The following is a 24,959-nucleotide window of genomic DNA, read 5'->3' on the forward strand; positions in this document are numbered from 1 at the left end:
GCGCCGCGACGCCCCCGCCTCAGCGGCAGCCAAGTTCCCGCAGCTGTCGGCTTGCGATGTCGACGCCGCTGCCGTCGCCCCTCCGCCTCCCCTCGCCGATGGATCTGCGCAGGTCGGCGCAGATCGAGGCGGTCCGCATGCGCTGGAGCCGCCCACCGAGGGAGTTGTCCTGGAACTGCAGCGTCATCCCCACCGTCGGTTCGAGGGCCAACTCGCGCGGGCGCTCGAGCGCCTTTCCGGTCCCGAAGCGCAGGGCCACGCCCTCCGCCGGCACGGACAGATCCAGTGAAGCCGGGGCATGCGCTTGCGGAAGCGGTGCCGCGGCCGTGAGCGCCTTCGCCGCGCTCGCGCGCTCTGGTGCCGGCCCACGCGGCGCGGGTGCATCCCCGGCCTTCCCCGGGACCGGTGTGATCACGGAGGGCGGCGGCGAGGGTATGGGCGGCGTTCTTTTCACCCACGCTATGCGCGTCACGCTCTCTGATGGGCGGGCTTCCGGCCGCGCGGTCTGCAACGCGCTGGACCACCAGACCGCCAATCCAACATGGACGCACACGCATGCCGCCATCGCGATGATGCGCAAACGGCGCTCAGCTGGGTCAGCATCAGGCGTGCTGCGTCCCGGTCGCTGCTCCCGCGGCGGTAGTCCAGCAACAGGGATCGGGGCCACGAGTACGCGTTCCATGCCTTGGCTCATCCACGTTGAACTCCATTTCTTTCGCGTGCCGACGGACGGCAACTGCGAACCGCGACGTTAGGACGTCGCCACCGACGCGTCAATCAAGGGTGCCATGCCGCCTTGGAGGCGCAGCGGGCCGCCGCTCACCGATACTCCGGATTTGGATGGTCGAAGCGGCAGCCGGCGTCCCACTTGTCGCGCTGGTTGCCGTGGGCGGGGATGCCGCCGGCATCCTTCAGCAGGCGCGCGAGGTGCATCAGGTTCCAGGCCATGAAGGTGGTGTTGCGCTGGGTGAAGTCGTTGTCGAAGCCGGCACCGTCGTCGCCGTAGGACGGGCCGGGGCCGGCCTCGCCGATCCAGCCGGCATCGGCCTGCGGCGGGATCGTGTAGCCCAGGTGCTGCATCGCGTATTGCAGGGTCATGGCGCAGTGCTTGATGCCGTCCTCGTTGCCGGTCACCAGGCAGCCACCGACGCGGCCGTAGTAGATGTACTGGCCCTTGTCGTTGAGCTTGCCGGACTCGGCGTAGAGCCGTTCGATGACGCGGCGGCAGACCGAGCTTTCCTCGCCCAGCCAGATCGGCGTGCACAGCACCAGGATGTCGGCGGCCATGACCTTGCGGCACAGGGCGGGCCAGTCGTCGCGTTCGAAGCCGTGTTCGGTCATGTCGGGCTGCACGCCCGGGGCCAGGTCGAGGTCGACCGGGCGGAGGATCTCGACGTCGACGCCGTTCGCCTCCATCACGGCCATGGCCACGCGTGCCAGGCGCCCGCTGTGCGACTCGGTGCCGCTGCGCTTCAGCGTGCAGTTGAGGAACAGCGCGCGCAGGTCGTCGTAGCGGGCGGGCGGGCGGGGCGTGTCAGGCATCCGGGTCTCCTCGTGACCGGTCCGCGTCAGGCCGGTTGCAGGAGTCGCAGGCCGAATGCGTCCTCCGGCGCGTTCCAGCGCTCCACGACCCGCATGCCGGCCTGGCCGGCAAGCGCTTCGAAGGCGGCGTCGGTGTATTTGTGGCTGTACTCGACCTGCATCGCTTCACCCTCGGCGAAGCGGAAGGCGCGGCCATCGACGTGCACGTCCTGGTCGCGCTGGCTGACCAGGAAGGTCTCGATGCGCGCACGCTCCGGCACATAGCGCGCCAGGTGGCGGAAGCCGGCAAGGTCAAAGTCGCTGCCGACGTCGCGGTTCAGGCGGGCCAGCAGGTTCAGGGTGAATTCGGCAGTGACGCCGGCCGCGTCGTTGTAAGCCGCCTCCATCGTGCCGATGTCCTTGACCAGGTCGATGCCGATGAGGGCCTGGCCGCGAGTGCCCATGGTCGCGTGCATGGAACGCAGCAGGCGTCCGGCCGCGGCTTCGGTGAAGTTGCCGAGCGTCGAGCCGGGGAAGAACACCAGCGTGTGGCGCGCCTCGCGCGAGGGCTCGGGCACCGGGACCGGCTGGGTGAAGTCGGCACAGACGGGCAGCATCTCGATATCGGGGAACTCGCCCGCGAGCCGCTCGACGCTCGCCAGCAACGCGCTGCGGGAGATCTCGATCGGGGTATACGCGACCGGATCGACCAGGCCCTCCAGCAGCAGGCGCGTCTTGCGTCCGCTTCCGCTTCCGTATTCGACGACGTGCGGGCAGTCGTTGACCGCTTGCGCGATGGCCGGCATCGCCGCCTCCAGCAGCGCGAGTTCCACGCGCGTGAGGTAGTACTCGGGCAGTCGCGTGATGCGTTCGAACAGCTGGGAGCCGCGCGCGTCGTAGAAGTACTTCGAAGGCAATGTCTTCGGCGTGGCCGCCAGGCCCGCCAGGGTGTCGCCGAGGATGTCGTCGGGCGTGGGCTGGAGGTCGGTGAGCGGCGGCATCGCGAGGGCATCCATGGTCAGGCGTCCCGGGCCAGGCGCAGGCCGGAGAACTGCCAACGGTCCGGCGACTGGAAGAAATTGCGGTAGGTGGGCCGGACATGATCGCGCGGCGTGGCGCAACTCCCGCCCCGCAGCACCCACTGCCCGCACATGAACTTGCCGTTGTATTCCCCGAGCGACCCCTGCCAGGGCGCAAACCCGGGATAGGGGCCGTAGCCGCTGGAGGTCCACTCCCATACATCGCCGAACAGTTGCGCCGGCTGTCCGGGCGACGGCGGTGCGGCGCGCGGATGCAGGCCATCGTCGTCGGCGAAGTGGCCGGCAACCGGCTGCGTCCGTGCCGCCTGCTCCCACTCGAACTCGGTCGGCAGGCGGGCGCCGGCCCAACGCGCGAAGGCATCGGCTTCGAACCAGCTCAGGTGGCAGACCGGGGCATGGGGATCGATATCGCGCATGCCACCGAGGGTGAAGGCAGCGTCCAGCCCTTCGTCCCAGTACAGCGGACGGTTCCAGCCGGCCTCCTGCACGACCGTCCACCCGGCGCTCATCCACAGGGCCGGGTCGCGATAGCCACCTTCATCGATGAACGCCCGGTACTCGCCGTTGCTGATCGGCCTGGACGCCAGCGCGTGCGCCGGCACGAGCACGCGGTGCGGCGGCGATTCGTTGTCATACGCGAACCCGGATCCCGCGGGCCATGCGGCGGCACCCACGGTGACGATGGCCTCGTCGCACGGGCACCACGCCAGGGGGCTGCCCGCCCCGGTGCTGGACGGCAGGTCGTCACGATAGGCCGGGCGCAGCGGGTTGCACCACAGCGCATGCTTGATGTCGGTCAGCAGCAGTTCCTGGTGCTGCTGCTCGTGGTGCGTGCCGAGCAGGAGGATGCGCGCGGCTTCGTCGTCGATGCGTCCCGCGTCGAAGGCGTCATCGACGCGCGCGTCGATGGTGTCGCGGTACGCCTTGACCTCGTCCAGCGAGGGGCGCGTCAGGAGTCCCCGGCGTGGGCGCTCATGCATCGGGCCCACGCTGTTGTAGTAGCTGTTGAACAGGTAGTCCCATGCGGCATCCACGGGCCGGTAGGCCGGATCCCGCGCGAGCACGAAGCGCTCGAAGAACCAGGTGGTATGGGCGAGGTGCCACTTGGCCGGACTCGCGTCCGGCATGCTCTGCACCATGGCGTCCTCGGCCGACAACGGTGCGGCCAGGCGGGCGGTGCGCGCGCGGATGCGCCCGAAGCGTTCGCGGAGGTCGGCGCTGGTGTCGAAAGACAGGGCCGTCAGGGAGGCAGCGGGCGCGCTCATGGCCATCGAGCCTAGCGCAGCACTCGTGACGGATCGTGCATGGCGCCATCACCTTGCTGACGCAACGCTGTCAGTATGGACGCCATGGATGCCCTGACTGGACCCGACCGCCGCCCGACCGCGGACCTGGACGACGACGCCCTCGCGGCGATGTTCGCCACCCCGGCGGACGTGAAGTGCCTGGACTGCGCCGCGCATGGTCCACGGCTCCGCTCGGTGCATGCCGCGGCGCTCGCCGCCGTGGACGCCGGACGCATGCCCTGGCGCGCCGGCAACGACGCGTGGCTGGCGAGCATCGAGCGTGTGCGCGCCCTTGCCGCCGACCTGTTCGACGGCGACCCGGAGGGCGTCGCGATGCTGCACTCGGTGGGACACGCGATGTCGCTGGCGGCCCGCAACCTGCCGCTGGAGCGCGGCGAATCGGTGCTGGTGCTCGACGCGCAGTTCCCGTCCAACCTGCTGCCATGGCAGCACCGCTGTGCGCAGGTGGGGGCGCGGGTCGTGCGCGCGGTCCGCCGTGTCGGACAGGATTGGACCGGCGCCGTGCTCGATGCGCTCGAGGCGAACCCCTCGGTGCGCATCGCGGCGCTGCCACACGCGCACTGGCACGACGGCGCGCTGCTGGACATGGACGCCATCGCGGGGCGTTGCCGGGCCCGCGGGATCGCACTGGTGCTGGACCTCAGCCAGAGCCTGGGCGTGCTGCGCGTCGACATCGATCGCTGGCAACCCCAGTTCGTCGCATCGGTGGGGCACAAGTGGCTGCTGGGCGGGTATGGGCTGGCGTGGCTGTGGGTGGCGCCGCATTGGCGCCGGCACGGCGAGCCGCTCGAGCAGCACTGGTTCGCCCGCGACCATGACGCGGCGATGGCGTCGCCGCTGCAACTGCCTCCATTCCGGGATGGCGCACGGCGTTTCGATGCCGGTGCAGTGGCGCACGGGCAGCTGCTGGCGATGGCGGAAGCTGCGCTGGGCCAGCTCAAGGCCTGGGGCGTCGACGCGGTGCACCAGGCGCTGGCGCGACGGACCGGGGCCTTCGATGCCGCCCTCCACGCAGGCGGCGCCGGCGACTGGAGCACGCCGGGCCACGCACCGCACGTCCTCGGCCTGCGTCCTCCCCGCGACAGGCTCGATGCGGTCGCCGCTGCGTTATCGCAGCGGGGCGCGGTGTTCACGCAGCGCCACGGCGTGTTGCGGATCGCCCCCTACCTGCAGGTGACCGTGGCGGACATGCACGGGCTGGCGCGGGCCGCTGCCTCGGCCCGTTGACGGCCGGGCCGGTCAGCGGCCGGCGCTGGTCTCGATGAAACGCAGGAACTCGGCACGGGTGCGGGCGTCCTCGCGGAAGCTGCCCAGCATGGTCGACGTCACCATGCTGACGCCGCGCTTGTGCACGCCGCGGGTGGTCATGCACTCATGCGCGCCGACCACCACCACGCCGACGCCGCGCGGCTGCAACACGTCCTGGATGACCTGGGCGATCTGCGCGGTCATCTTCTCCTGGACCTGCAGGCGGCGGGCGAAGGTCTCGACCACGCGCGCGAGCTTGCTGATGCCGACCACCTTGCCATCCGGCAGGTAGCCCACGTGCGCCTTGCCGATGATCGGTGCCATGTGGTGCTCGCAGTGGCTTTCGAACTCGATGTCGCGCAGCACGATCATCTCGTCGTAGCCCTCGACTTCCTCGAAGGTCCGCTTGAGGTAGTCGGCAGGATCGACGGAGTAGCCGCTGAACCAGTCGCGATAGGCCTTGGCCACGCGCTTGGGCGTATCGAGCAGGCCTTCGCGGGCCGGGTCGTCGCCAGCCCAGCGCAACAGCGTCCGGACGGCCGCCTCGGCTTCCTCGCGGGTCGGTTCGGGGGTGTCGGCCATGACGTGGGGATCCAATGGATGGAGGAGCATGCTACTCCACGGGCCTCGCGGGGCGGAAACGGCGGGGGATTCCCGCGCGCACCGGCGCGGTCCCACCCGATCGCAAGGCACGCACCACGTGCAAAGAAAAGCGGAGCCGCAAGGCGGCCCCGGCAATGGGACTACGTGTGTTCTACGCGCACGCGTTCGTGGACGTGCTGCAACGGAACCTACGTGCCGGGGGGACGGCCCGCAATGAAACGGCGCACATTCACGGCCGGGTGTTCAGCCACGGTTCCGGTGCGCGCCACTCATGCCTCCGCGGGCTCGACCGGTCGGCGACGGCGGCCCGGCGTTTCCGCCGCAATCCCCACGCTGCTGTGGCCGGCAATGCGCGCACTCTCCATCGCCGCCTCCGCGCGCGCCAGCAGCCCGTCCACGCCCTCGCCGCGTTGCGACATCGCCAGGCCGATGCTGACCGTCACCGTGATGGCGTGGCCGTCCACCGCGAAATCGCGCCGCTGGAAGCCGTCTACCAGCCGGTGCGCCAGCAGTTCGCAATCGTCTCGATGGCACTCGCTGACCACCGCGAACATGTCCGACTCCATGCGGGCGACAGTGTCGTCGGGCCGCACCAGACCCCGGATGCGTGCCAGGACCTGCTGCATGACGGTATCGCCGACCACGTAGCCATGCTTCTGGTTGACCTCGGAGAAGTCATCGAGGTCGATCAGCAGGATCCCGTATTCACTGGCCCCGAGGTGGCCGATCCGGCTCCAGGCTTCCATCATCTCGGTCACCGCATGGCGGTTGAGCGCGCCGGTCAGCGGGTCGCGTTCCGCCGACTGCCGGGCCAGCAGCGTGATGCGATGGCGGTTGGCGGCATGCTGGCTCAGCGCCAGCGCGAGCACCGCCGACTGCAGCACCGCGGCGAGCGGAAGCAGGCGCTGCGCCCACGGAAGGTCCATCGCGCCGAACTGGTGCAGCAGCATCATCACGACCACCAGCAGCAGCGGCGTCCAGCCCACCAGGAAGTAGGCCGCCAGCGAGGCGCGCCGCTGCCACGCCTGGATCGCGAAGACCACGGCGATCGGCAACACGAGCACCAGCAGCAGGTTGGACGCCAGGTAGAACCAGCCGTAGACGCGCTCGCGACCGACGAGCAGGATCGCCAGCAGCACGAAATGCAGCCACACCGCGACATGCAGGATCCGTGCGCGGCGCGGCATCAGGCGGTCGAGTTCAAGGAAGCGGATGGTGAAGATCAGCTGCAGGGCGACCGCGAGGGTGGCGAGCGCATAGCGGCCCAGTGCACCGCTGGCATCGATCCACGCCAGCACCGGGACCTCGCCCGCGTCCCCCGACAGCAGCATGGCGTAGGTGGCGATGGCGACCAGGTACGCGGCGTAGCTCAGGTACAGCAGGTCGCGGAAAGCCACCCACAGCCCGACCATGAAGATCGCCATCAGCATCAGCGTGGTGAAGATGGCGCTCGAGAGGCGGGCCTCGCGCCGTTCGGAGAGGATCACCTCGTCGCGCGGGTGCAGCCCGAGCACCAGCGGTTGGCTGGACGAGCCGTTGACCCGCAGGTAGGCGACGCTGGCCGCGGGCCAGCCCTGTGGCAGTGGCAGGTCCCAGCCGCGGCGCAACAGGTGGCTTTCCGCCTCGAGGCCCTGGTTCACGCGGACCGCGGGTGCGCCCGGCGGGTGGAAGGTCACCGGGCCCAGTGCGCTGCCGCCATCGAGCACCAGGACGAGCGGCTGGTCGGCGGCCACCCGCACGTCCGTGGTCAGTCGCAGCCAGTAGCCGGCACGGCGCCGCGGCAGGGACAGCCGCACGGTGTCACCGGGATGTTCGGCCACGAGCCGGCGTTGCACCGGCGCGACCGCCGGTGGCGTGGCGATGTCCTGTTCGGTGTGCAGCAACTCGACCTTGAGTGCCTGCGCCCCGCCCACACCGGGCCAGGCAGCGGCCAGGACGACCAGCAGCAGCGCCAGGGCGATCCGCATTCGACGTGCCTCCTTCCGAAGGGCACGAGTCTACGCGGGCACCGATACCGCGCGGTAGCCGGGACCGGTCAGCGGCGGCCGGCCACGGCCTCGCGTGCCGGCGACACCGAGGGCCAGCCTCCGGCCAGCGCCCGGTACACGCCGACCGCGCCCGTGACGCTGCGGGTGCGCACGCCGGCCAAGGCTTCTTCGGCCAGCAGGCGCGTGCGCTCGGCATCGAGGACCTCGAACAGGTCGGCGGCACCGGCCTCGAACCGCACGCGTGCCAGTCGCGCGGCCTCGCGGCTGTCGGCGGCGGCCCGCGCCAGGTGGGCGTCTTCCTCGCGGACACGCGCGTATCGCACCAGGGCGTTCTCGGTGTCCTCCAGCGCGCGCAACACCGTCTGCTGGTAGGCGGCGAGCTCACCCTCCGCCCCGGACTCCGCGGCGGCGATCCTCGCCCGCACGCGGCCGACGTCGAGGAAGGACCAGTCGATGCCCAGCGCGACCAGGCGGGTCTCGCTGTCGCGCCCGAACAACGCGCCGCTGTCGATGGCCTGGCTGCCGATCAGGCCGCCCAGGGTGAAGCGCGGGAACAGGTCGGCGGTCGCCACGCCGACGCGCGCGGTCGCCGCGTGGAGGCGGGCCTCGGCGGCGCGAACGTCGGGGCGGCGACGCAGCAGCTCGCCGGGCGTGCCGGGGTCGAAGGCGGGCGGCAACGCCGGCAGCGGCGCGTGGGGCGAGAGCACGGCGCGCAATGCGCCGGGGGCCTGCCCGGTCAGCACCGAGAGGCGATGCATCTGCACCGCTTCCGCCGCTTCCAGCGCCGGCACCCGGGACAGGGTGCCCTCGAGCTGCGCGCGGGCCCGTGCACTGTCGAAGCCCGTGCCGCGCCCGGCATCCAGCCGCGCTTCGACCAGGCGCAGGGTCTCGCGCTGGTTGTCCGCGTTCCCGCGGGCGACCTGCAGCCGTTCCTGCACGCCACGCAGTTCGACGTAGCCGCCGACCACCTCGGCCACCACCGCGACCTGCAACGCGGCCAGGTCGGCCTCGGCGGCAACCGCGTCGGCCCCACCGGCCTCGATGCCGCGGCGAACGCGACCGAACAGGTCCAGCTCCCAGCTCGCGACGGCCGCGATTTCAAGGCTGTCGACATCGCGGGCGTCGCGGTCGACGCCAGGCATCTGGTCGGCGCTCGAACGCGATTCGCCGGCCTGGCCGGTGGCGGTCACGATCGGGGCGAGCTCGAAACGGCGACCGCGCAGCAGGGCGTCCACCTGGTCCAGGCGGGCGAGCGCGATGCGCAGGTCATGGTTGGCGACCAGGGCGTCCTCGACCAGGCGCACCAGCAGCGGATCGTCGAAGGACTCCCAGAAGCGGGCGTTGGCATCCGGCGTGGGGCGCGCCGCGGTCGCATTCGCGGGCAGCTCGCCGAACGAGGGCGGCACCGGCATGGCCGGACGCACGTGGTCCGGCCCCACCATGCACGCGGCGATTGCAGCGGCCATGGCTGCAAGGAGGACGACGCGTCCCGCGCGCCGTGGGAGGGACTCAGGCATGGAGGTTCTCCGCATCGGGAAGGGCGACGGCAGGCCGTCGTGCCTCGCGCCGCAGCGCCCAGGTGCGCAGGGCGACATAGAAGACCGGCGTCAGGAACAGGCCGAACAGGGTCACGCCGAGCATGCCGGCGAACACGGCGACGCCGAGTGCGTTGCGCACCTCGAAGCCGGCGCCACTGCCCAGCACCAGCGGCACCACGGCGGCAGTGAAGGTGATCGAGGTCATGATGATCGGGCGCAGGCGCAGGCGGCAGGCCTCCAGCGCGGCCTCGACCGGGGTGCGGCCCTGCATTTCGAGCTCGCGTGCGAATTCGACGATCAGGATCGCGTTCTTGCAGGCCAGCGCGATCAGCACCACCAGACCCACCTGGACGAAGATGTTATTGTCGCCACCGGCCAGCCACACGCCCAGCAGGGCGGACAGCACGCACATCGGCACGATCAGGATCACCGCCAGCGGCAGGGTCCAGCTCTCGTACAGCGCCGCCAGCACCAGGAACACCAGCAGCACCGCCAGCGGGAACACGATCAGCGCGGCATTGCCCTGGGTCGCCTGCTGGTAACTCAGGTCGGCCCATTCGATCGCCATGCCCGGCGGCAGCACCTGCCCCGCCATCGCTTCCAGCGATGCCATCGCCTGGGCCGACGACAGCACGCGCGGATCGGACTCGCCCGCCAGGTCCGCGGCCGGGTAGCCGTTGTAGCGCAGGACCGGGTCGGGGCCGTAGCTTTCGCGCACCTCGACCATCGAGCCGATCGGCACCATCTCGCCGTGCACGTTGCGCGTGCGCAGGTTGGCGATGTCGTCGACGCTGTCGCGGAACGGCGCGTCGGCCTGGGCGATCACCTGCCAGGTGCGGCCGAACTGGTTGAAGTCGTTGACGTAGGCCGAACCGAGGTAGACCTGCAGGGTCTCGAACAGACCGCTCAGCGGCACGCCCTGGGCCTTGGCCTTGGTGCGGTCGACGATCGCATCCAGCTGTGGCACGTTGGCCTGGTAGCTGGTGATCGGGAAGCCCATGCCCGGCGTCTGCGAGATCGCGCCCTGCATGCCGTTCACGGCGTTCTGCAGCTCGCCATAGCCGAGTCCGGCGCGGTCCTGGATGAACATCGAGTAGCCCGAGCCGTTGCCGAGACCCAGGATCGGCGGCGGCATGAAGGAGAACGCGAAGCCCTCCTGCAGCGCGCCCACCTTCTGGTTGATTTCGGCATTGATCTCCGCGGCGGTGCGCGTGCGCTCGCCGAACGGCGCCAGCGGCAGGAACACCACGCCGGTGTTGGGCGTGTTGGTGAACTGCAGGGCGTTGAGGCCGGGGAAGGCGATCGTGTGGTCGACGCCCTCGGTCTCCATTGCGATATCGGCGACCTTGCGCAGCATGGCGTCGGTGCGGTCCAGCGACGCGCCCTCGGGCAGCTTCACGCCGGCCATCAGGTAGAGCTTGTCCTGCACCGGGATGAAGCCTGGCGGCACCAGCTTGAACATCAGGCCGGTCGCGGCCAGCAGCACTGCGTAGACCAGGAACACCGTCCCGCGCCCACCCAGCGAGCGCTTGACCGCGCCCTGGTAACGCTCGGAGCTGCGGCCGAAGAAGCGGTTGAAGGGACGGAAGATCCAGCCGAACAGGCGGTCGATCCACACCGTGAGCCGGTCCTTCGGTGCGTCATGCGGCTTGAGCAGCATGGCCGCCAGCGCCGGCGACAGGGTCAGCGAATTGACCGTCGAGATCACCGTGGAGATCGCGATGGTCACCGCGAACTGGCGGTAGAACTGCCCGGTCACGCCGGACAGGAACGCCATCGGCACGAACACCGCACACAACACCAGGCCGATCGCGATGATGGGCCCCGAGACCTCCTTCATTGCCTGGTGGGCGGCTGCGAGTGGCGTCAGCCCTTCTTCGATATTGCGCTCGACGTTCTCGACGACCACGATCGCGTCGTCGACGACGACGCCGATCGCCAATACCAGACCGAACAGCGTCAGGGTATTGATCGAGTAGCCGAGCAGCTGCAGCGCGGCAAAGGTGCCGACGACCGACACCGGCACGGCGATCAGCGGGATGATCGACGCACGCCAGGTCTGCAGGAACAGGGTCACCACCAGGACCACCAGCAGCACCGCTTCGAGCAGGGTCTTGACCACCGACTTGATCGAATCGCGGACGAAGATCGTCGTGTCGTAGACCGCCTCGTAGGCAACGCCCTCGGGGAACTGGCCCGACAGCTCTTCCATGGTCGCGATGACGGTCTCCTGGATGTCCAGCGCATTGGCGCCCGGCGCCTGGAAGATGCCGATGCCGACCGCGTCCTGGCCGTCGAGCTGCGAGCGCAGGGTGTAGTCGCCCGCGCCCAGCTCGAGCCGCGCCACGTCACGCAGGCGCACGACCTCGCCGTCGTCGCCGGCCTTGACCACGATGTCGCCGAATTCCTCCACCGAGGAGAGCCGGCCCTGCGCGTTGATCAGGGTCAGGAAGGCCGCGTCCGGCATCGGCTCGGCGCCGATCTGGCCCGCCGACACCTGCACGTTCTGCTCGCGCATGGCGGCCAGCACCTCGCCCGCGGTCAGGCCGCGCGCGGCGATGCGGTCGGGGTCCAGCCACGCGCGCATGGCGTAGTCGCCGCCACCGAAGACCTGCGCGTCGCCCACGCCGCTGATCCGCGCCAGTGCGTCCTTGACGTGCAGCCGCGCGTAGTTGCGCAGGTAGAGGGTGTCGTAGGTGCCGTCCGGCGAGGTCAGGTGCACGACCATCAGGAAGGTCGGCGACTGTTTCTGCGTGGTCACGCCCTGCCGGCGCACGTCCTCGGGCAGGCGCGCGAGCGCCTGGCTCACCCGGTTCTGCACGCGCACGGTGGCGTCGTCGGCATCGGTGCCCGGCTCGAAGGTCACGGTGGTCTGCAGCACGCCGTCCGAGCCGGCGACGGACTTGATGTACATCATGTCCTCGACGCCGTTGATCGCCTCTTCCAGCGGCGTCGCGACGGTTTCGGCGATGACCTTCGGGTTGGCGCCGGGGTACACGGTGCGCACCACCACCGAGGGCGGTACCACCTCCGGGTACTCGCTGACCGGCAGCGAGGGAATCGCGATCAGGCCGACCGCGAAGATGATGATCGACAGCACCGCGGCGAAGATCGGGCGGTCGATGAAGAAGCGTGAGAAGTCCATGGCGAAGCATCCTCGCGGCGCGCGGCCGCAACTGTCCTGGCCCGCGCGGTGGCGCGGGCACGCATGTGTCGAATCGGGGCCGTCGCGGGCTGGCCGGCCCCGCCGCGCACCGGGGGGAGGGGCGTGCGCGGCGGGGCCGGTGCCGCTAGGGGTGGCCGATGAAGGCGGACGAGGTCGCCGTCATCGGCCGCCGCCTGCACCGCCCGGGTGGGCAGGGTCGGCGCTGGCCACCGGCGGTCCGGCCGGCGGCGCACCCATCTCGACCTCGACCGGCGCAACGGGCATGCCGGGGAAAAACACCTTCTGCAGGCCGTGCACGATGACCCGGTCGTCCGCCTGCAGGCCGGCGAGCACCTCGCGCAGCCCGCCCACGTCGCGACCCAGCTGGATGTCGCGCCGCGCCGCGGTGCTGTCCTCGCCCATCACGTAGACGTACTTGCGGTCCTGGTCGGTCAGCACCGCCTGCCGGTCGACCAGGAGCGCCTCGCGCGACTGGCCGCCCTGCAGCTGCACGCGGGCGAACTGGCCGGGGGTCAGCGCGCCATCCGGGTTGGCGACCACCGCGCGGGCACGCAGGGTGCCGGTGCCGGCGTCGACCTGGTTGTCGATGAAGTCCAGGGTGCCGGCATGCGGATGGCCGTCCTCGCCGGACAGCCCGACCTTCACCGGCCGCCCGAGGACATCGGCATAGCCCTGCCAGGTGCGTTCGTCGGCCTCGAAATAGACGTGCACCGGGTCCAGCGACACCAGCGTGGTCAGCACCGTCGCGTCGGCCTGGGCGAGGTTGCCGGCGGTGACCCGGGCCTGGCCGATGCGGCCGCTGATCGGTGCGCGCACCTCGGCGAACTGCAGGTCGAGGCGGGCGCGGTCGAGCGCGGCGTCGGCGGCGCGGACCGCGGCGTCGGCCTGCGAGCGCGCGGCGCGGCGTGACTCGAACTCCTCGCGCGAGATCGCCTTGGCCTCGACCAGCGACTGCGCGCGCGCATGCTGGGTGCGGGCCAGGTCCGACTCGCTGCGTGCCCGCGCCAACTCGGCCTGGGCGCGCTCGAGCTCGGCGCGGTAGTGCCGAGGATCAATCACGAACAGCAGGTCGCCCTTGGCCACAACATCGCCTTCGGTGAAGGCGACGCGCTCGACATAGCCACTGACGCGGGGGCGCAGTTCGACCGTCTCGACCGCGCGCACGCGGCCGGTGAAGTCGTCCCACGGGCGCACTTCGCGTTCAACCACCCGGGCCACGCTGACCTCGGGGGGCGGCATGGCCGCGGAGGGGTTGGCCTGGGTGCCGCAGCCCGCGAGCACGGCGCTGGCGAGCAGCGCCAACCCCCATGCGGGGCGGGACGGGCCGGCGCCGGCCCGTGCCCGGCGGCGGGTGGCGCGGGGCTGGGGAAGGGATCGCGAGGGGAGACGGGTCATGACGGGAGGTCCTTGTCCTGGGGGGAGGCGGGGTGCAGCGGTGCCAGCAATCCCCACAGCAGCCTGCGCGCGGCCTGCTGACAGCCTTCTGGCAGCAGGTCGGCCCGGTCCGTGGGGGTGGCAGCACCGCACTTGAGGGAAAGCGACGGGCGGGCAGGTGGGGATTCGACGGGCGGCAGGGTCGACGGATCGGCCTCGTGGCCGCTCGCGGTCGAGCCGCCTGGCGCCGCTGTATCGAAGGGAATCACGGGCGGCAGCGATTGCGGGTGGTGGCCGCGGTCGACCAGGGCGAGGACCTGCTGGCCAATGGCGATGGCGCTTGGACGGTCGGGGCGGGCCGTCGCCAGCGCCGGGCGGTCGCAGACCGCACCGCCGACGCTGAGCAGGTGCACCCGCACGCCCTGGCCACGCGCTTCGTCGTGCAGGACCCGCGCCATCATGCGCAGCGCGGCGGCGCCGACCGAGCGGTGGCCGTGGCCGGCCCAGGGGCGGGCGTCGCCCGGTCCGCCGACCATCACCCAGGTGCGGTTGTGGCCGCGCGTGGCCAGCACGGGCAGCAGGTGGCGTGCCGCGGCGAGGTGCGGCAGCAGGTCTTCGTCCAGGCGTCGTCGCAAGGCATCGGCCGGCTGGTCGAGTACCGCGCCGGCGGCCGCCCGGCCGCAGACACAGGCGACCACGCCGCCCAGCGGCCGGTCCAGCGCGCGCAGCCGCGCGGCGAGGGCGGCACCGGCGGCGTCGTCGGCCACCGAACCGGCCACTGCGATGATCCGGTCCGGCGCTTCGGCCTGCAGGGCCGCGAGCGCCCCGGCGTCACGGGCCACGGCGATCACCGGGCGGTCGCGGACGAGGGCGGCCTGGACCACGCCGCGCCCGACCACGCCGGTGGCGCCGAGGACCAGCAGCGGCGGGAGCGATGTCCCGCTCACGGGATGGAACCTCCCGCATCTGGGACATTGTCCCGGCTACGGGCCAAACGGCGGAGCCCGTCGAGGGCGGGCGCGACCAGCATCAGCAGCGGCAGGCCGAGCACGGAGGCCAGCACCCAGAGCGCCATCCAGGCTTCCACGCGCCCCGCGACCAAGCCTTCCCGGACCACCATGACGGCGATGACAGCGAGGACCGACAAGGCGGACAGCATCATCGGGAAGTACACGCGCTGGAGCAGGCGGGGGGACAGCATGGCCGTTCTCCTGGGGGAATGGCGGCCAGACTACGCCGACGCACGGCACTTGATTAGCCGGTGAATCGGGGAATAATTGTTCCGCATACGGCCCAATCACCCCCTCGCCACGCAAGGACTCCCCCATGGCCCGCGATCTCAACGACACCCTCATCTTCGTCAAGGTGGTGGAAGCCGGCAGCTTCATCGGTGCCGCCCGCGCGCTGCGCCTGCCCAAGACCAGCGTCAGCCGCAAGGTGCAGGAGCTGGAGGAGCGCCTGGGCGCGCAACTGCTGCACCGGACCACGCGCAAGCTCGGCCTGACCGAGGCCGGCAACGTCTACTACGAGCACTGCCAGCGGATCGCTCGCGAGCTCGACGAAGCCGAGAGCGCCGTCGGCCAGCTGCAGGCGGGGCCGCGCGGCTGGCTTCGGGTCACCGCGCCCTATTCGATGGGCATCGACCGGATCGCCCCGCTGCTCGGCGAGTTCCACGCGCGCCACCCGGAGGTCCGCGTGGAGATGGTCCTCAGCAACGATACGGTCGACCTGGTGGGCAAGGAGATCGACGTCGCCCTGCGCGTCGGCAGCCTGCCCGACTCCAACCTGGTCGCGCGCCGGCTCGCGGTGCTCGGCACCCAGGTCTACGCCAGCCCGCACTACATCGAGCGCCACGGCGAACCGCTGCACCCGGACGAGCTGCGCCACCACCGCACCCTCGCGATGCCCAAGAACCGCCGCAACGCCCACCGCTACGTGTGGACGCTGGGCGATGGCGACGGCCTGTCGGAATTCGAGATCGACCCGATCATGGTCGCCAACGACCCGGCCGCGCTGCGCGGCGCACTGCTGTGCGGCGAGGCGATGATGATGGCCGCGGACGTGATGGTCCGGCCGCACGTGGAGCAGGGCTACCTGAAGCGGGTGCTGGCCGGCTGGAGCGGCCCGGACTACGAGTTCAACGCGGTGTTCCCGCGGGGGCACGTCCAGTCACCGAAGGTGCGCGCCTTCGTCGACTTCCTCGTCGACCGGGTCAACATGGACGTCGACTACATGGCGCACATGTGCCCGAACGCCCGCCGCAGCTGCGAGGCTGGCGCGAAGGCGCAGGCCGCGGCGGTCAGGGCCGAGCTGGACAAGGCCTCGGCAGCGAGCGCCAGCCGCCAGGCGCCCGCCCGGCCGCGCGAGGAAACACCGGCCTGACCCCGACACCCGACCGCCTCAGTACACCCATTGCAGGCGGGTCTGGATGGCATCGGTGGTCCCGGTCTGGCCTGGACCGTCGAGATCGGTGCCGGTCCACTGCACGCCGGCCTTGAGGCGCCGGGACGCCCACCAGTTGAGGCCGAACGTCGAGATCCGGAAGGCGCCGCCATCGATGCCGCCGTCCGAGAGGTCGGTGGCGCCGACCCGGGCCACCAGCTCCAGCGCGCCCCAGCGCCCGTCCGGCAGCACCCGGCGTGCGTAGCCGACCTTGCGGTCGTAGGGGCGCGTCTCCCCGGTCAGGACCCAGGCGCCGGTGACGTACCAGCCGGTGAAGCGCGGATCACCGAAGGCCGGCGCATCCACCTGGTTGACCACCCACTCGCCCAGGATCGACACCGGCCCATGGTTCCACAGGGCTTCCACGCCGAGGAATTCCGCGCTGTCGGCCGCGAAGTCGCCGGTGTTCACGTAGTTGGGCAGCACGTTCGAGGCCGGCCGGCCGCGGAAGTTCAGCAGGCCGTCGTTGTCCTCCACGTGACGCGCGTTGATGCCGAGGTGCAGGAAGCGGTCGCCCTCGTCCCGCCACCAGGCCAGCCCGGTGAGCCGGGCGCCGACATGGTTGCCGCGCTCGTCCAGCGTGACGTGACCGGACTGCAGCCAGGCATCGTTGTAGACGCCCACTTCGAAGGTGCCGCGCTCCCCGCCCCATTGCCGCAGCCAGTTGATGCCCAGGGAGCGCGACTGGAAGAACGGACTCAGCACCCGCTCCTGGTGCGGCAGGTTGGCGGAGTCACCGACCATCTCGTAGACCGCGACTTCCTTGACCTTGCCCACCATGAGGCTGCCGGCCGCGCCGAAGTCGTACTTGAGCTGGATGTCGGTCCAGGACCAGTCCGGGTCGCCGGGATTCTTGTTGAAGCCCTTGTATTCGAAGCTGACCAGGTAGGTGAGCTTGCCCGAATGCCCCAGCCGCCCGCGGTTGGTGAAGCGGATCGCCCGCCACTCGTCGTCATGCCCCTGTGCCCCGACCTCGGCCGCGGTGGCATCGTCCTGGTCGATCGCGTTCCAGTCGTAGAGCAGGACCAGACCCGGCTTCCAGGTCATCCAGCCCTCGTCGTCCTGGATTTCCTCGAGCACCTCCCCGGGCAACTCGGGGAGCGCATAGTCGTCGACCCCGCGCAGCGCGGATTCGTCGATCTGGTCCGGCAGGTCGCTCTCGGGCGACTGTGCGCGCACCGGCGGCGGGGCCAGCAGCAGGACCAGCAGCGCCGGGATGGCGGCATGCTTCGCGTTCCACGACATCGGGTCCAACCTGCGGGGGCATGGGTGTCGAGCAAGAATGGCGCCGATCCCGGGTGTTGTCACGCGACGGCGCGTGGACGTGCTCAGGCGGCCCTGGCAGGGCGTCTCGCGCCCTGCGACCCGGGTCCGGCATCATGCGGGGATGCCGGGCCCGCCTGATTTCCGCCTCTACCATTCCAATGCGCTGGACGTGCTGGCCGGGCTGCTGGCCGACACCCTGCGCGAACCGGTGCCCGGGCAGTCGCCACTGGCACCCGACACGGTCCTGATCCCGCAGGTGGCAATGCGCCGCTGGCTCCAGGCCACCCTGGCCGAGGCACACGGCATTGCCGCCAACCTCGAGTTCCTGACCCCGGGCGAGTTCGTCGCCCGCGCGCTGGACGCCAATCTCGGCCCCGCCGATGAGGACCTCGATGCCGCCGGCCTGCAGTGGGCGCTGTACGGCGCGCTGCGCGACGACGCCCTGATGGCGCGGCCGGCGATGGCGGCGATGGCCGCCCACCTAGCCGCCGGCGACGGGTCGCGCCCCTGGACACTGGCCGGCGAACTGGCCGGCGTGTTCGCCAAGTACCAGGCCTGGCGCCGTGACTGGCTGCTGCGCTGGGAAGGCGGCGCCGACGCCGACGACCCGCAGGCGATCCTGTGGCGCGCGGTGGCGCGCGGCCGTCCGCACCGGGCCCGCCGCATCCAGGACTACCTGGCCCGCTTCGACGGCGTCGATGCGTTGCCGCGGGGCCTGCCGGCCCGGCTGTTCGCCTTCGCCACCCTCAATGTCTCGCCGGACGTGCTGCGGGTGATGGCCACCCAGGCACGCGTCGGCACCCTGCACTTCTACCTGCCGACACCGACCCGTGCGTACTGGGGCGACCTGCACGCAATGGGCGCGCGCGAACGCGCAGGCGAGCGCTTCGAATTCGCGGACGACGAAAACCCGCTGCTGCGCGACTGGGGCCGCGCCGGCAGTGACTTCATCGCCCTGCTCGGCAGCTACGAGGTCGTGCACCCGTCGGGCGAGATCGATGCCAGCGTCCCGCCGGCCGAGGGCGGTGGCCTGCTGCAGCGCATGCAGGCCGACCTGTTCCACCGTCGGCCCGCACCGGTCGCGCCGGACCGCGACAGCGTCGACACGAGCGACCCCAGCCTGCAGTTCCACGCCTGCCACACCCGGCTGCGCGAACTGCAGGTGCTGCACGACCGCCTGCGCGACCTGCTCGAGGACACGCGCTTCAATCCGCCGCTGCAGCCGCGCGATATCGCCGTGCTCGCGCCCGACATCGACCCCTACGTGCCCTACCTCGATGCGGTATTCGGCGGCGACGGCGGCGAGTGTCCTATCCCCTACGCGATGGCCGATGCCAGCCCGCTGGCGGGCGAACCGCTGGCCGAGGTGTTCCTGCGCCTGCTCGGCCTGCCGGTCTCGCGTTTCGGTCTCGAGGAGGTGCTCGACCTGCTCGCCAGCCCGCCGCTGGCACAGGCCGCAGGCCTCGATGCCGAGGCCTTCGAACGCCTGCACGGGTGGCTGCGGGCGGCCGGCGCGCGCTGGGGCCTGGATGCCGCGCATCGCCATCGCCACGACGCGCCCGCCGACGACGCCTACACCTGGCAGTTCGCCCTCGACCGCCTGCTGCTCGGCCACGCGAGCGGCTGCGACGGCCTCCTCGAGGGCGAGAGCGGCGCGCTGGCGCCCTGGCCTGAGCTGGAAGGCGGCGCGCTCGATGCCCTCGATGCGCTGCTGCGCCTGCTGCGCGTGCTCGCCCGCCATGAACGCCTGCTCGGCGAGGCCATGCCGCCTGACCGTTGGCGCGAGCGCCTGCTCGGCCTGCTCGACGCCCTGCTGCCGCGCCCACCGTCGACGCCCAGCGGCCAGCGTGCACTGGACCGCCTGCGCAGCCTCATCAATGCCTTCGCCCACGATGCCCGGCGACTCAGCTTCGATGCCGACGTGCCCGCGGAAACCGTGCGCGCGCATTTCGCCTCCGCGCTGGGCGAGGCCGACACCCGCGCCCCCCTGCTCACCGGCGGCGTCAGTTTCGCGCGCATGGTGCCGATGCGCCTGCTGCCGTTCCGGGTGATCTGCCTGCTGGGCATGAACGACGGCGACTTCCCGCGCCGCGACCCCGCTGCGGGCCTCAACCGCCTGACCGCCGAACTCGGCACCGGGCACCGTCGCCGCGGCGACCGTTCGACCCGCGAGGACGACCGCTTCCTGTTCCTGCAGCTGTTCGCCGCCGCGCAGGACGTGTTCTACCTGAGCTGGCTCGGCGCCGATCCGCGCGACGGCAGCGCGCGCGAGCCCTCGGCCCTGGTCAACGAACTGCTGACGACGGCGGCCGACTACCATGTCGACGCAGACGCTGCCCGCCGCGCGCTGGTGCTGCAACACGCCCTGCAACCGTTCTCGCCGGGCGCGTTCGGCGCCGCCGACGCAGGCGAGGCCGCCGACCCCCGTCGCTTCAGCTACCGCGCCGCCTGGCACCCGGCCGCCGGCCGCCTGTCCGGCCGCCGCGCGCCGCTGGCGCCGTGGATGCCGCCCGCGGCCGGACTCGCGCCCCCGCACGAAATCGAGGAAGAACTCCCGATCGATGAGCTGCGCCGATTCCTCACCCGGCCGGCCGAGCGGTTCCTGCGCCAGCGCCTCGGCCTGCGCCTGCCCGACGCCGGCGACGCCGGCAACGACACCGAGCCGCTGCAGGCGCCGGCGCGCGGCCTCGAGCGGATGCAGCTGCAGAAGGCGGTGTTCAAGGGCCTGCTCGCCGGCGAGGACGACGCCGCGCTGCAGGCCGGCCTGCGCGCCCGCGGCCTGCTGCCCTCGGGCCCACCGGGCCGGCGCGCACTGGCCGAGGTCGACGCCGAGGTCCGCCCCTATGTCCAGCGCTTCGGCGAGTGGCGAGGCGATGCCGAGGCCAATGCCGAAGCCACCTCGATCGCCTGCGACGTCGAGATCGACGGCCTGCGCCTGCATGGCCGGCTGGAAGGGGCCTGGCCGCGCGGCCTCGCCCGCCTGCGCTTCGGAAAGCCCAGCGGCCCTTCGACCCTCCGCAATGGCCTGGACGGGCTGCTGGCCGAAGCCAGCGGGCTCGACCTGCCCTTCGTCGAGTTCCACGAAGACGACACCGGCATCGGCCCGCATGTCCGCGCACCGCTGGGCCGCGCGCGCGCCACCGACGCCCTGCGCACGCTGCTCGCCCTGCGCCGCGAGGGCCTGCAGCGCCCGCTGCCGTTCGCGCCCTACAGCGGCTGGGCCTTCTTCAACGAGGACGATCCAAAGCGCGGCATCGCCGAAGCGGCGAAGCGCTGGCGCGGCGGCCACGGGCAGTGGGCCGAAGGCGACGACGACGCGCTGCGGCTGGCCCTGCGTGGCCGCGATCCGTTCGCCGACATCGACACGCTGCGCGAATTCGTCCGCATCTCGCGCACGGTCTTCGGCGCGGTCACCGGGCGCACGAAGGAACCCCGCGACGACGACGCCCTCGACCTGCCCGACGTCGACGAAGACGCGGAGGACGCGGCATGAGCGCGCCCGCCACCGTCGATCCCTGGCTCGCGCTGCCGCTCGACGGCGTCCACCTGGTCGAGGCCTCGGCCGGCACCGGCAAGACCCACACCCTGGCCACCCTGGTCACCCGGCTGGTGGTCGAGCGCGGCCTGCGTGTCGGCCAGGTCCTCGCCGTCACCTTCACCGAAGCGGCCACCCAGGAGCTGCGCCGGCGCATCCGCGAGCGCCTGCAGCTCACGCTGGACCTGGTCGACACCGCCGCGCCCGACGCCGGGGATCCGGTCGCCGCACTGACCCGGCAGCTGCTCGACGGGCACCTCGCGCGCAGCGGCGAGGCCCCGCGGGCCCTGCGCCACCGCCTGCGCCAGGCCGTGCTGGAGATCGACCTCGCCGCGATCTTCACCATCCACGGCTTCTGCGCGCGCGTGTTGCGCGAGCATGCGCTGGAGAGCGGCCAGGGCTTCGAACCCCCGGAGCTGCTCGGCAACGACCGCGCCCTGCGCGAAGCGCTGGCGGCCGACCTGTGGCGTACGCATGCGGTCGATGCCGACAGCGCCGACGACCTCGCCGCCCTGTGGAAGACGGGCCCCGACGCGCTGGCCGCCGACCTCAAGGACCTCCTGCGCGACCCGGTGCTGCTGCCGCCGGCGATGCCGGTCGACGGCGACGAGCTCGCCCGCCTGCACGGCCGCCTCGCGGACACCGGGCAGGCCCTGGCCGCGGCCTGGCAGGCGCACGGCGATGCCTTCATCGACACGCTCGTGGCGGCCATCGACGGCGAGGTGTTGAAGCGCAACATCTACACACCGGACTGGCTCGCCGCCCTGCGCGATTGGATGCGGGGCTTCGCCGCCAATCCCGCCGCGCACCCCACGCCGCACGCCAAGCTCGCCAAACTGACAGCCGACGAACTGGCCAAGGGCACGAGGAAGGACCGCAAGACGCCCGCATCGCCGGAACTGAGCGCCGCCATCGCCGACTGGCTCGACGCGCTGGCGGCCCTCGCCCGCGTGTCCGACCGCCGCCGCGCCACCCTGCTGCACCGCCTGCGCGCCGATGCCCATGCGCGGCTGGCGACACTGAAACGGCAGCGCCGCGTGCAGACCCATGACGACCTGATCGACGGCGTCGTCGACGCGCTCGACGGGCCCGGGGGCGAACGCCTCGCCGACGCCCTGCGCGCGCAGTACGCGGTCGCCCTGGTCGACGAGTTCCAGGACACCGACGCCCGCCAGTGGCGGATCTTCGACCGCGTGTTCGGCATGGACGCCGGCAACGGGGGTCGCGATCCTCGACACCCGGCCGCCGGGCCTGGCCCGACGGCGCCCGGAAGCGCGCGAACCCGGGGTTCGCAAGCGCGCTTTCTCGCCCTGATCGGCGATCCCAAGCAGGCGATCTACCGCTTCCGCGGTGGCGACGTGCACACCTACCTCCACGCCGCCGGGGAGGCGGAGCGGGCGCCGCTGCTGTCGCGCAACTTCCGCTCGCGGCCATCGGTGCTGGCCGCCATCGACGCGCTGTATCGCACGGCAGGCGAGGCGTTCGAGCGCAAGCAGGCGAAGTCGCCGCCCTTCGTCGACCCGCGCATCGCCTTCCACCCGATCACCCCCGGCGGCACCCGCGGGGACGGCGACTTCCTGCGCAGCGGCACCGCCGCCCCCGCGCTGACGGTCTGGCAGGCGCCGCCCACCGGCGAGCAGGACGCGAAAGGCAAGCCGAAGGCCTGGAGCGCCGAGGGCTCCCGCGTCATGGCGACCCGGGCCTGCGTCGCCGCCATCCATGCGGTGCTGACCGAGGGCCGCGCCGGTACCGCCCGGATCGACGGCGAACCGGTGCGCCCCGGCGACATCGCCGTGCTGGTGCGCAGCCATGCCGAGGCGACCCGCATCCAGCGCGCGCTGGCGGAGGCCGGCATCGCCGCGGTCGCCGCCGGCAAGCAGAGCCTGTACGCCACCGCCGAGGCCCGCGAACTGCACGCCCTGCTGCTGGCCCTGCTGCACGCCGGCGACGAGGGCCGCCTGCGCACCGCGATGGCCACCGTGCTGGTCGGTGTCGACGCCGCCGGCATCGACCGCCTCGAACACGCGCCCGACGCCGTCCGCGACGCCCAGCACCAGGTCCACGGCTGGCGCGAACGGCTGCTGCGCGGCGGCCCGCTGGCCCTGGTCGGCGCCCTGTGCGCGTCCCAGGGCGAACGCCTGCTGGGCCTGACCGACGGCGAGCGCCGGCTGAGCAACTACCTGCAGCTCGCCGAGGCCCTGCAGGAGATGCAGGCGCGCGCGCTCGGCCTGCACGGCCTGGTCGAGGCCTTCGGCCGCCGCATCGCCCGCGCCGATGCCGACGACGAAACCCAGCTGCTGCGGCTGGAGTCCGACGCCCGCCGCGTGCAGATCGTCACCCTGCACAAGAGCAAGGGCCTGGAATACCCGCTGGTCTACCTGCCCTTCGTCGGCATCGGCCGCGATGCGAAGTCGCCGGCCCGCCACTGCGTCGCCCACGACGCGGACGACGGCCGCCGCCTGCACTGGAAACTCGACCTGCCCGAGGCCGGCTGGGACGAGGCGAAAGAAGCGTGGAAGCAGGACGAACGCGCCGAAGACGAACGCCTGCTCTACGTCGGCCTGACCCGCGCCGAACATGCGCTGTGGCTGGCCGCCGGCCCGCTGTGCAAGCACGACAAGAGCGCCGCCGCCGCGATGCTCGGCGACCTGCCCGCGCTGGCCGCGCGGCCCGGTATCGTGGTCGACGGCGAGGCCCCGCCCGACCGCCTGCCGCGCCTGCCGGCCGAGTTCGACGCCGCGGTGCCCGCCGCGCGCATCGCCCACCGCCGCATCGACAGCGACTGGTGGGTGTACAGCTTCACCCAGCTCGCGCATGCCGACGGCGGCGGCGACCGCGCCAGCGCATCGACCCTGCCGGCCGCCGGCGGCCACGACGAACCGCTGCCCGCCGAGGCCGACGACGCGGCCTTCGACCCGCGCTTCGCCGGCACCCGCTTCGGCGTCGCCCTGCACACGGCGCTGGAGGACACCGACTTCGCCGCCTGGCGCGACTGGCAGCCCGGCGACGACGCCCCCGCAAGCGAGCGCGTGCACCTCGCCCGTGCGCTGGAGAGCAACGGCTATGCCGCCGACGCACTGGACGAGGGCATCGCCTTCACCACCGTGCTGGCCGGCCACACCCTCACGGTCGGCCTGCCCGAAGGCCTGCGCCTGTGCGACCTGCCGCCCGGCGAACGGCGGCCGGAGATCGAGTTCCAGTTCGCGCTCGCGCCGACCCGCGTCGACACCCTGCTCGACCTGCTGCACGCCCACGGCGTGGTCGCCGCCCGCCAGGGCTTCGGCCTGCGCCAGCGACTCGAAGGCCTGATGACCGGCCTGATCGACCTGACCTACCGCCATGAGGGGCGCTGGTACGTGCTCGACTACAAGTCCAACCGGCTGCCGCGCTACGACGACGACACGCTGGGCGCGGCGATGGCGCACAGCGAGTACGACCTGCAGGCGCTGATCTACACCCTCGCGCTGCACCGCTGGCTGCGCTTCCGCCTCGGCGACGGCTACGACTACGCCCGCGATTTCGGCGGCATCCGCTACCTGTTCTGCCGCGGCCTCGACGCCGCGCGCGTCGACTCCCCGGGCATCCACGCCCAGCGCTTCGCGCCGGCGCTGGTGGATGCGCTCGACGCCCTGTTCGCCGCGCGCCCCGGGGAGGCGGCGGCATGAGCCTGTGGCAGGCGCTGCGCGAGGCCCAGGCCGTGCGCCCGATCGACGACGCGCTGGCGCGCAGCCTGCGCCGGCTCGACCCCGCGACCGCTGACGACGTGCTCGCCGCCGCCGCGCTGGCCTCGCTCGCGGTCCACGACGGCCATGCCGCCTTCGATCCCGCCCGCCCGGAGCGGCTGGTCGAAGCGCCCCTGCCCTGGCCCGATCCGGCGGCCTGGGCCCAGGCGCTGGCCGCGGCCCGGCGCGTCGCCGTCCCCGCCGGGCCC

At 72.1% G+C, this 24,959-nt stretch carries 16 protein-coding genes and 1 pseudogene; 5 read left to right on the forward strand and 12 right to left on the reverse strand.

Annotated elements, in window-relative coordinates; genetic code table 11:
• Positions 1-19 precede the first annotated feature (19 nt).
• The 4 genes from H4F99_RS14195 to egtB form a co-directional block, all read right to left on the reverse strand.
• A complete protein-coding gene (locus H4F99_RS14195) occupies positions 20-259 on the reverse strand; it encodes a hypothetical protein (protein WP_182670620.1) in 240 nt (79 codons plus the stop codon).
• A gap of 560 nt (positions 260-819) precedes the next feature.
• A complete protein-coding gene (locus H4F99_RS14200) occupies positions 820-1,542 on the reverse strand; it encodes a flavodoxin family protein (protein WP_182670621.1) in 723 nt (240 codons plus the stop codon).
• A 26-nt stretch (positions 1,543-1,568) separates the two neighbouring features.
• Entirely contained in the window at positions 1,569-2,537 is a 969-nt protein-coding gene (gene egtD / locus H4F99_RS14205; RefSeq protein ID WP_182670622.1) for an L-histidine N(alpha)-methyltransferase, read from the reverse strand.
• A gap of 2 nt (positions 2,538-2,539) precedes the next feature.
• On the reverse strand, positions 2,540-3,832 hold the full coding sequence (gene egtB / locus H4F99_RS14210; RefSeq protein WP_425488032.1) for an ergothioneine biosynthesis protein EgtB: 1,293 nt from the start codon (positions 3,830-3,832) through the stop codon (positions 2,540-2,542).
• A 78-nt stretch (positions 3,833-3,910) separates the two neighbouring features.
• Between egtB and H4F99_RS14215 the strand changes: the two genes are divergently transcribed.
• Positions 3,911-5,095, forward strand: coding sequence for an aminotransferase class V-fold PLP-dependent enzyme (locus H4F99_RS14215; protein WP_246372246.1), 1,185 nt, complete (start codon positions 3,911-3,913; stop codon positions 5,093-5,095).
• A 12-nt stretch (positions 5,096-5,107) separates the two neighbouring features.
• Here the strand turns inward: H4F99_RS14215 and folE are convergent, their stop codons facing one another.
• The 7 genes from folE to H4F99_RS14250 all read right to left on the reverse strand — a co-directional run bounded on the left by folE (position 5,108) and on the right by H4F99_RS14250 (position 14,986).
• Positions 5,108-5,698, reverse strand: a complete 591-nt coding sequence (gene folE / locus H4F99_RS14220) for a GTP cyclohydrolase I FolE (protein ID WP_182670624.1) — start codon at positions 5,696-5,698, stop codon at positions 5,108-5,110.
• Between the two features lie 290 nt (positions 5,699-5,988).
• Positions 5,989-7,686, reverse strand: coding sequence for a sensor domain-containing diguanylate cyclase (locus H4F99_RS14225; protein WP_182670625.1), 1,698 nt, complete (start codon positions 7,684-7,686; stop codon positions 5,989-5,991).
• A 68-nt stretch (positions 7,687-7,754) separates the two neighbouring features.
• A complete protein-coding gene (locus H4F99_RS14230; RefSeq protein ID WP_182670626.1) occupies positions 7,755-9,224 on the reverse strand; it encodes an efflux transporter outer membrane subunit in 1,470 nt (489 codons plus the stop codon).
• A complete protein-coding gene (locus tag H4F99_RS14235; RefSeq protein ID WP_182670627.1) occupies positions 9,217-12,390 on the reverse strand; it encodes an efflux RND transporter permease subunit in 3,174 nt (1,057 codons plus the stop codon). Before H4F99_RS14235 ends, H4F99_RS14230 begins: the two co-directional genes overlap by 8 nt.
• A gap of 180 nt (positions 12,391-12,570) precedes the next feature.
• A complete protein-coding gene (locus tag H4F99_RS14240; RefSeq protein ID WP_182670628.1) occupies positions 12,571-13,806 on the reverse strand; it encodes an efflux RND transporter periplasmic adaptor subunit in 1,236 nt (411 codons plus the stop codon).
• Positions 13,803-14,732 (reverse strand): SDR family NAD(P)-dependent oxidoreductase, encoded by a 930-nt coding sequence (locus H4F99_RS14245; protein ID WP_182670629.1) that lies wholly within the window; start codon positions 14,730-14,732, stop codon positions 13,803-13,805. The genes H4F99_RS14240 and H4F99_RS14245 overlap by 4 nt, the downstream gene beginning before the upstream one ends.
• The gene (locus H4F99_RS14250; RefSeq protein ID WP_182670630.1) at positions 14,729-14,986 is read right to left on the reverse strand and encodes a DUF2798 domain-containing protein; all 258 of its coding nucleotides are present in this window, start codon (positions 14,984-14,986) and stop codon (positions 14,729-14,731) included. Before H4F99_RS14250 ends, H4F99_RS14245 begins: the two co-directional genes overlap by 4 nt.
• A 125-nt stretch (positions 14,987-15,111) precedes the next feature.
• On the opposite strand from H4F99_RS14250, the gene H4F99_RS14255 reads away from it, so the two are divergent.
• Complete coding sequence (locus H4F99_RS14255) at positions 15,112-16,167, forward strand: LysR family transcriptional regulator (RefSeq protein ID WP_182670631.1); 1,056 nt, start codon at positions 15,112-15,114, stop codon at positions 16,165-16,167.
• Between the two features lie 18 nt (positions 16,168-16,185).
• Here the strand turns inward: H4F99_RS14255 and H4F99_RS14260 are convergent, their stop codons facing one another.
• Complete coding sequence (locus tag H4F99_RS14260) at positions 16,186-17,472, reverse strand: OprO/OprP family phosphate-selective porin (protein WP_182670632.1); 1,287 nt, start codon at positions 17,470-17,472, stop codon at positions 16,186-16,188.
• Positions 17,473-17,614: 142 nt separating this feature from the next.
• On the opposite strand from H4F99_RS14260, the gene recC reads away from it, so the two are divergent.
• The 3 genes and pseudogenes from recC to H4F99_RS14275 all read left to right on the forward strand — a co-directional run.
• Positions 17,615-20,986: an exodeoxyribonuclease V subunit gamma gene (gene recC, locus H4F99_RS14265; RefSeq protein WP_182670633.1), complete on the forward strand. Its 3,372-nt coding sequence runs from the start codon at positions 17,615-17,617 to the stop codon at positions 20,984-20,986.
• Positions 20,983-24,693 carry a UvrD-helicase domain-containing protein gene (locus tag H4F99_RS14270; RefSeq protein ID WP_182670634.1) on the forward strand — a complete coding sequence of 1,237 codons (3,711 nt, stop codon included), beginning with the start codon at positions 20,983-20,985 and terminating at the stop codon, positions 24,691-24,693. Before recC ends, H4F99_RS14270 begins: the two co-directional genes overlap by 4 nt.
• Positions 24,690-24,959, forward strand: a pseudogene (locus tag H4F99_RS14275) (exodeoxyribonuclease V subunit alpha); the annotation flags it as partial. The gene H4F99_RS14270 and the pseudogene H4F99_RS14275, both read left to right, overlap by 4 nt.

Origin of the sequence: Marilutibacter penaei, from assembly GCF_014145395.1 — a bacterium.
Classification (GTDB): domain Bacteria; phylum Pseudomonadota; class Gammaproteobacteria; order Xanthomonadales; family Xanthomonadaceae; genus Marilutibacter; species Marilutibacter penaei.

Excerpts from the sequence above, each read along its gene's own strand:
- H4F99_RS14270 (WP_182670634.1), top strand. The coding sequence starts at position 20,983 with ATGAGCGCGCCCGCCACCGTCGATCCCTGGCTCGCGCTGCCGCTCGAC.
- folE (WP_182670624.1), bottom strand. The coding sequence starts at position 5,698 with ATGGCCGACACCCCCGAACCGACCCGCGAGGAAGCCGAGGCGGCCGTC.
- H4F99_RS14230 (WP_182670626.1), bottom strand. The coding sequence starts at position 9,224 with ATGCCTGAGTCCCTCCCACGGCGCGCGGGACGCGTCGTCCTCCTTGCA.
- H4F99_RS14225 (WP_182670625.1), bottom strand. The coding sequence starts at position 7,686 with ATGCGGATCGCCCTGGCGCTGCTGCTGGTCGTCCTGGCCGCTGCCTGG.
- H4F99_RS14250 (WP_182670630.1), bottom strand. The coding sequence starts at position 14,986 with ATGCTGTCCCCCCGCCTGCTCCAGCGCGTGTACTTCCCGATGATGCTG.
- recC (WP_182670633.1), top strand. The coding sequence starts at position 17,615 with ATGCCGGGCCCGCCTGATTTCCGCCTCTACCATTCCAATGCGCTGGAC.
- H4F99_RS14235 (WP_182670627.1), bottom strand. The coding sequence starts at position 12,390 with ATGGACTTCTCACGCTTCTTCATCGACCGCCCGATCTTCGCCGCGGTG.
- H4F99_RS14215 (WP_246372246.1), top strand. The coding sequence starts at position 3,911 with ATGGATGCCCTGACTGGACCCGACCGCCGCCCGACCGCGGACCTGGAC.
- H4F99_RS14240 (WP_182670628.1), bottom strand. The coding sequence starts at position 13,806 with ATGACCCGTCTCCCCTCGCGATCCCTTCCCCAGCCCCGCGCCACCCGC.
- egtD (WP_182670622.1), bottom strand. The coding sequence starts at position 2,537 with ATGGATGCCCTCGCGATGCCGCCGCTCACCGACCTCCAGCCCACGCCC.
- H4F99_RS14200 (WP_182670621.1), bottom strand. The coding sequence starts at position 1,542 with ATGCCTGACACGCCCCGCCCGCCCGCCCGCTACGACGACCTGCGCGCG.
- H4F99_RS14260 (WP_182670632.1), bottom strand. The coding sequence starts at position 17,472 with ATGTCGTGGAACGCGAAGCATGCCGCCATCCCGGCGCTGCTGGTCCTG.
- H4F99_RS14255 (WP_182670631.1), top strand. The coding sequence starts at position 15,112 with ATGGCCCGCGATCTCAACGACACCCTCATCTTCGTCAAGGTGGTGGAA.
- egtB (WP_425488032.1), bottom strand. The coding sequence starts at position 3,832 with ATGGCCATGAGCGCGCCCGCTGCCTCCCTGACGGCCCTGTCTTTCGAC.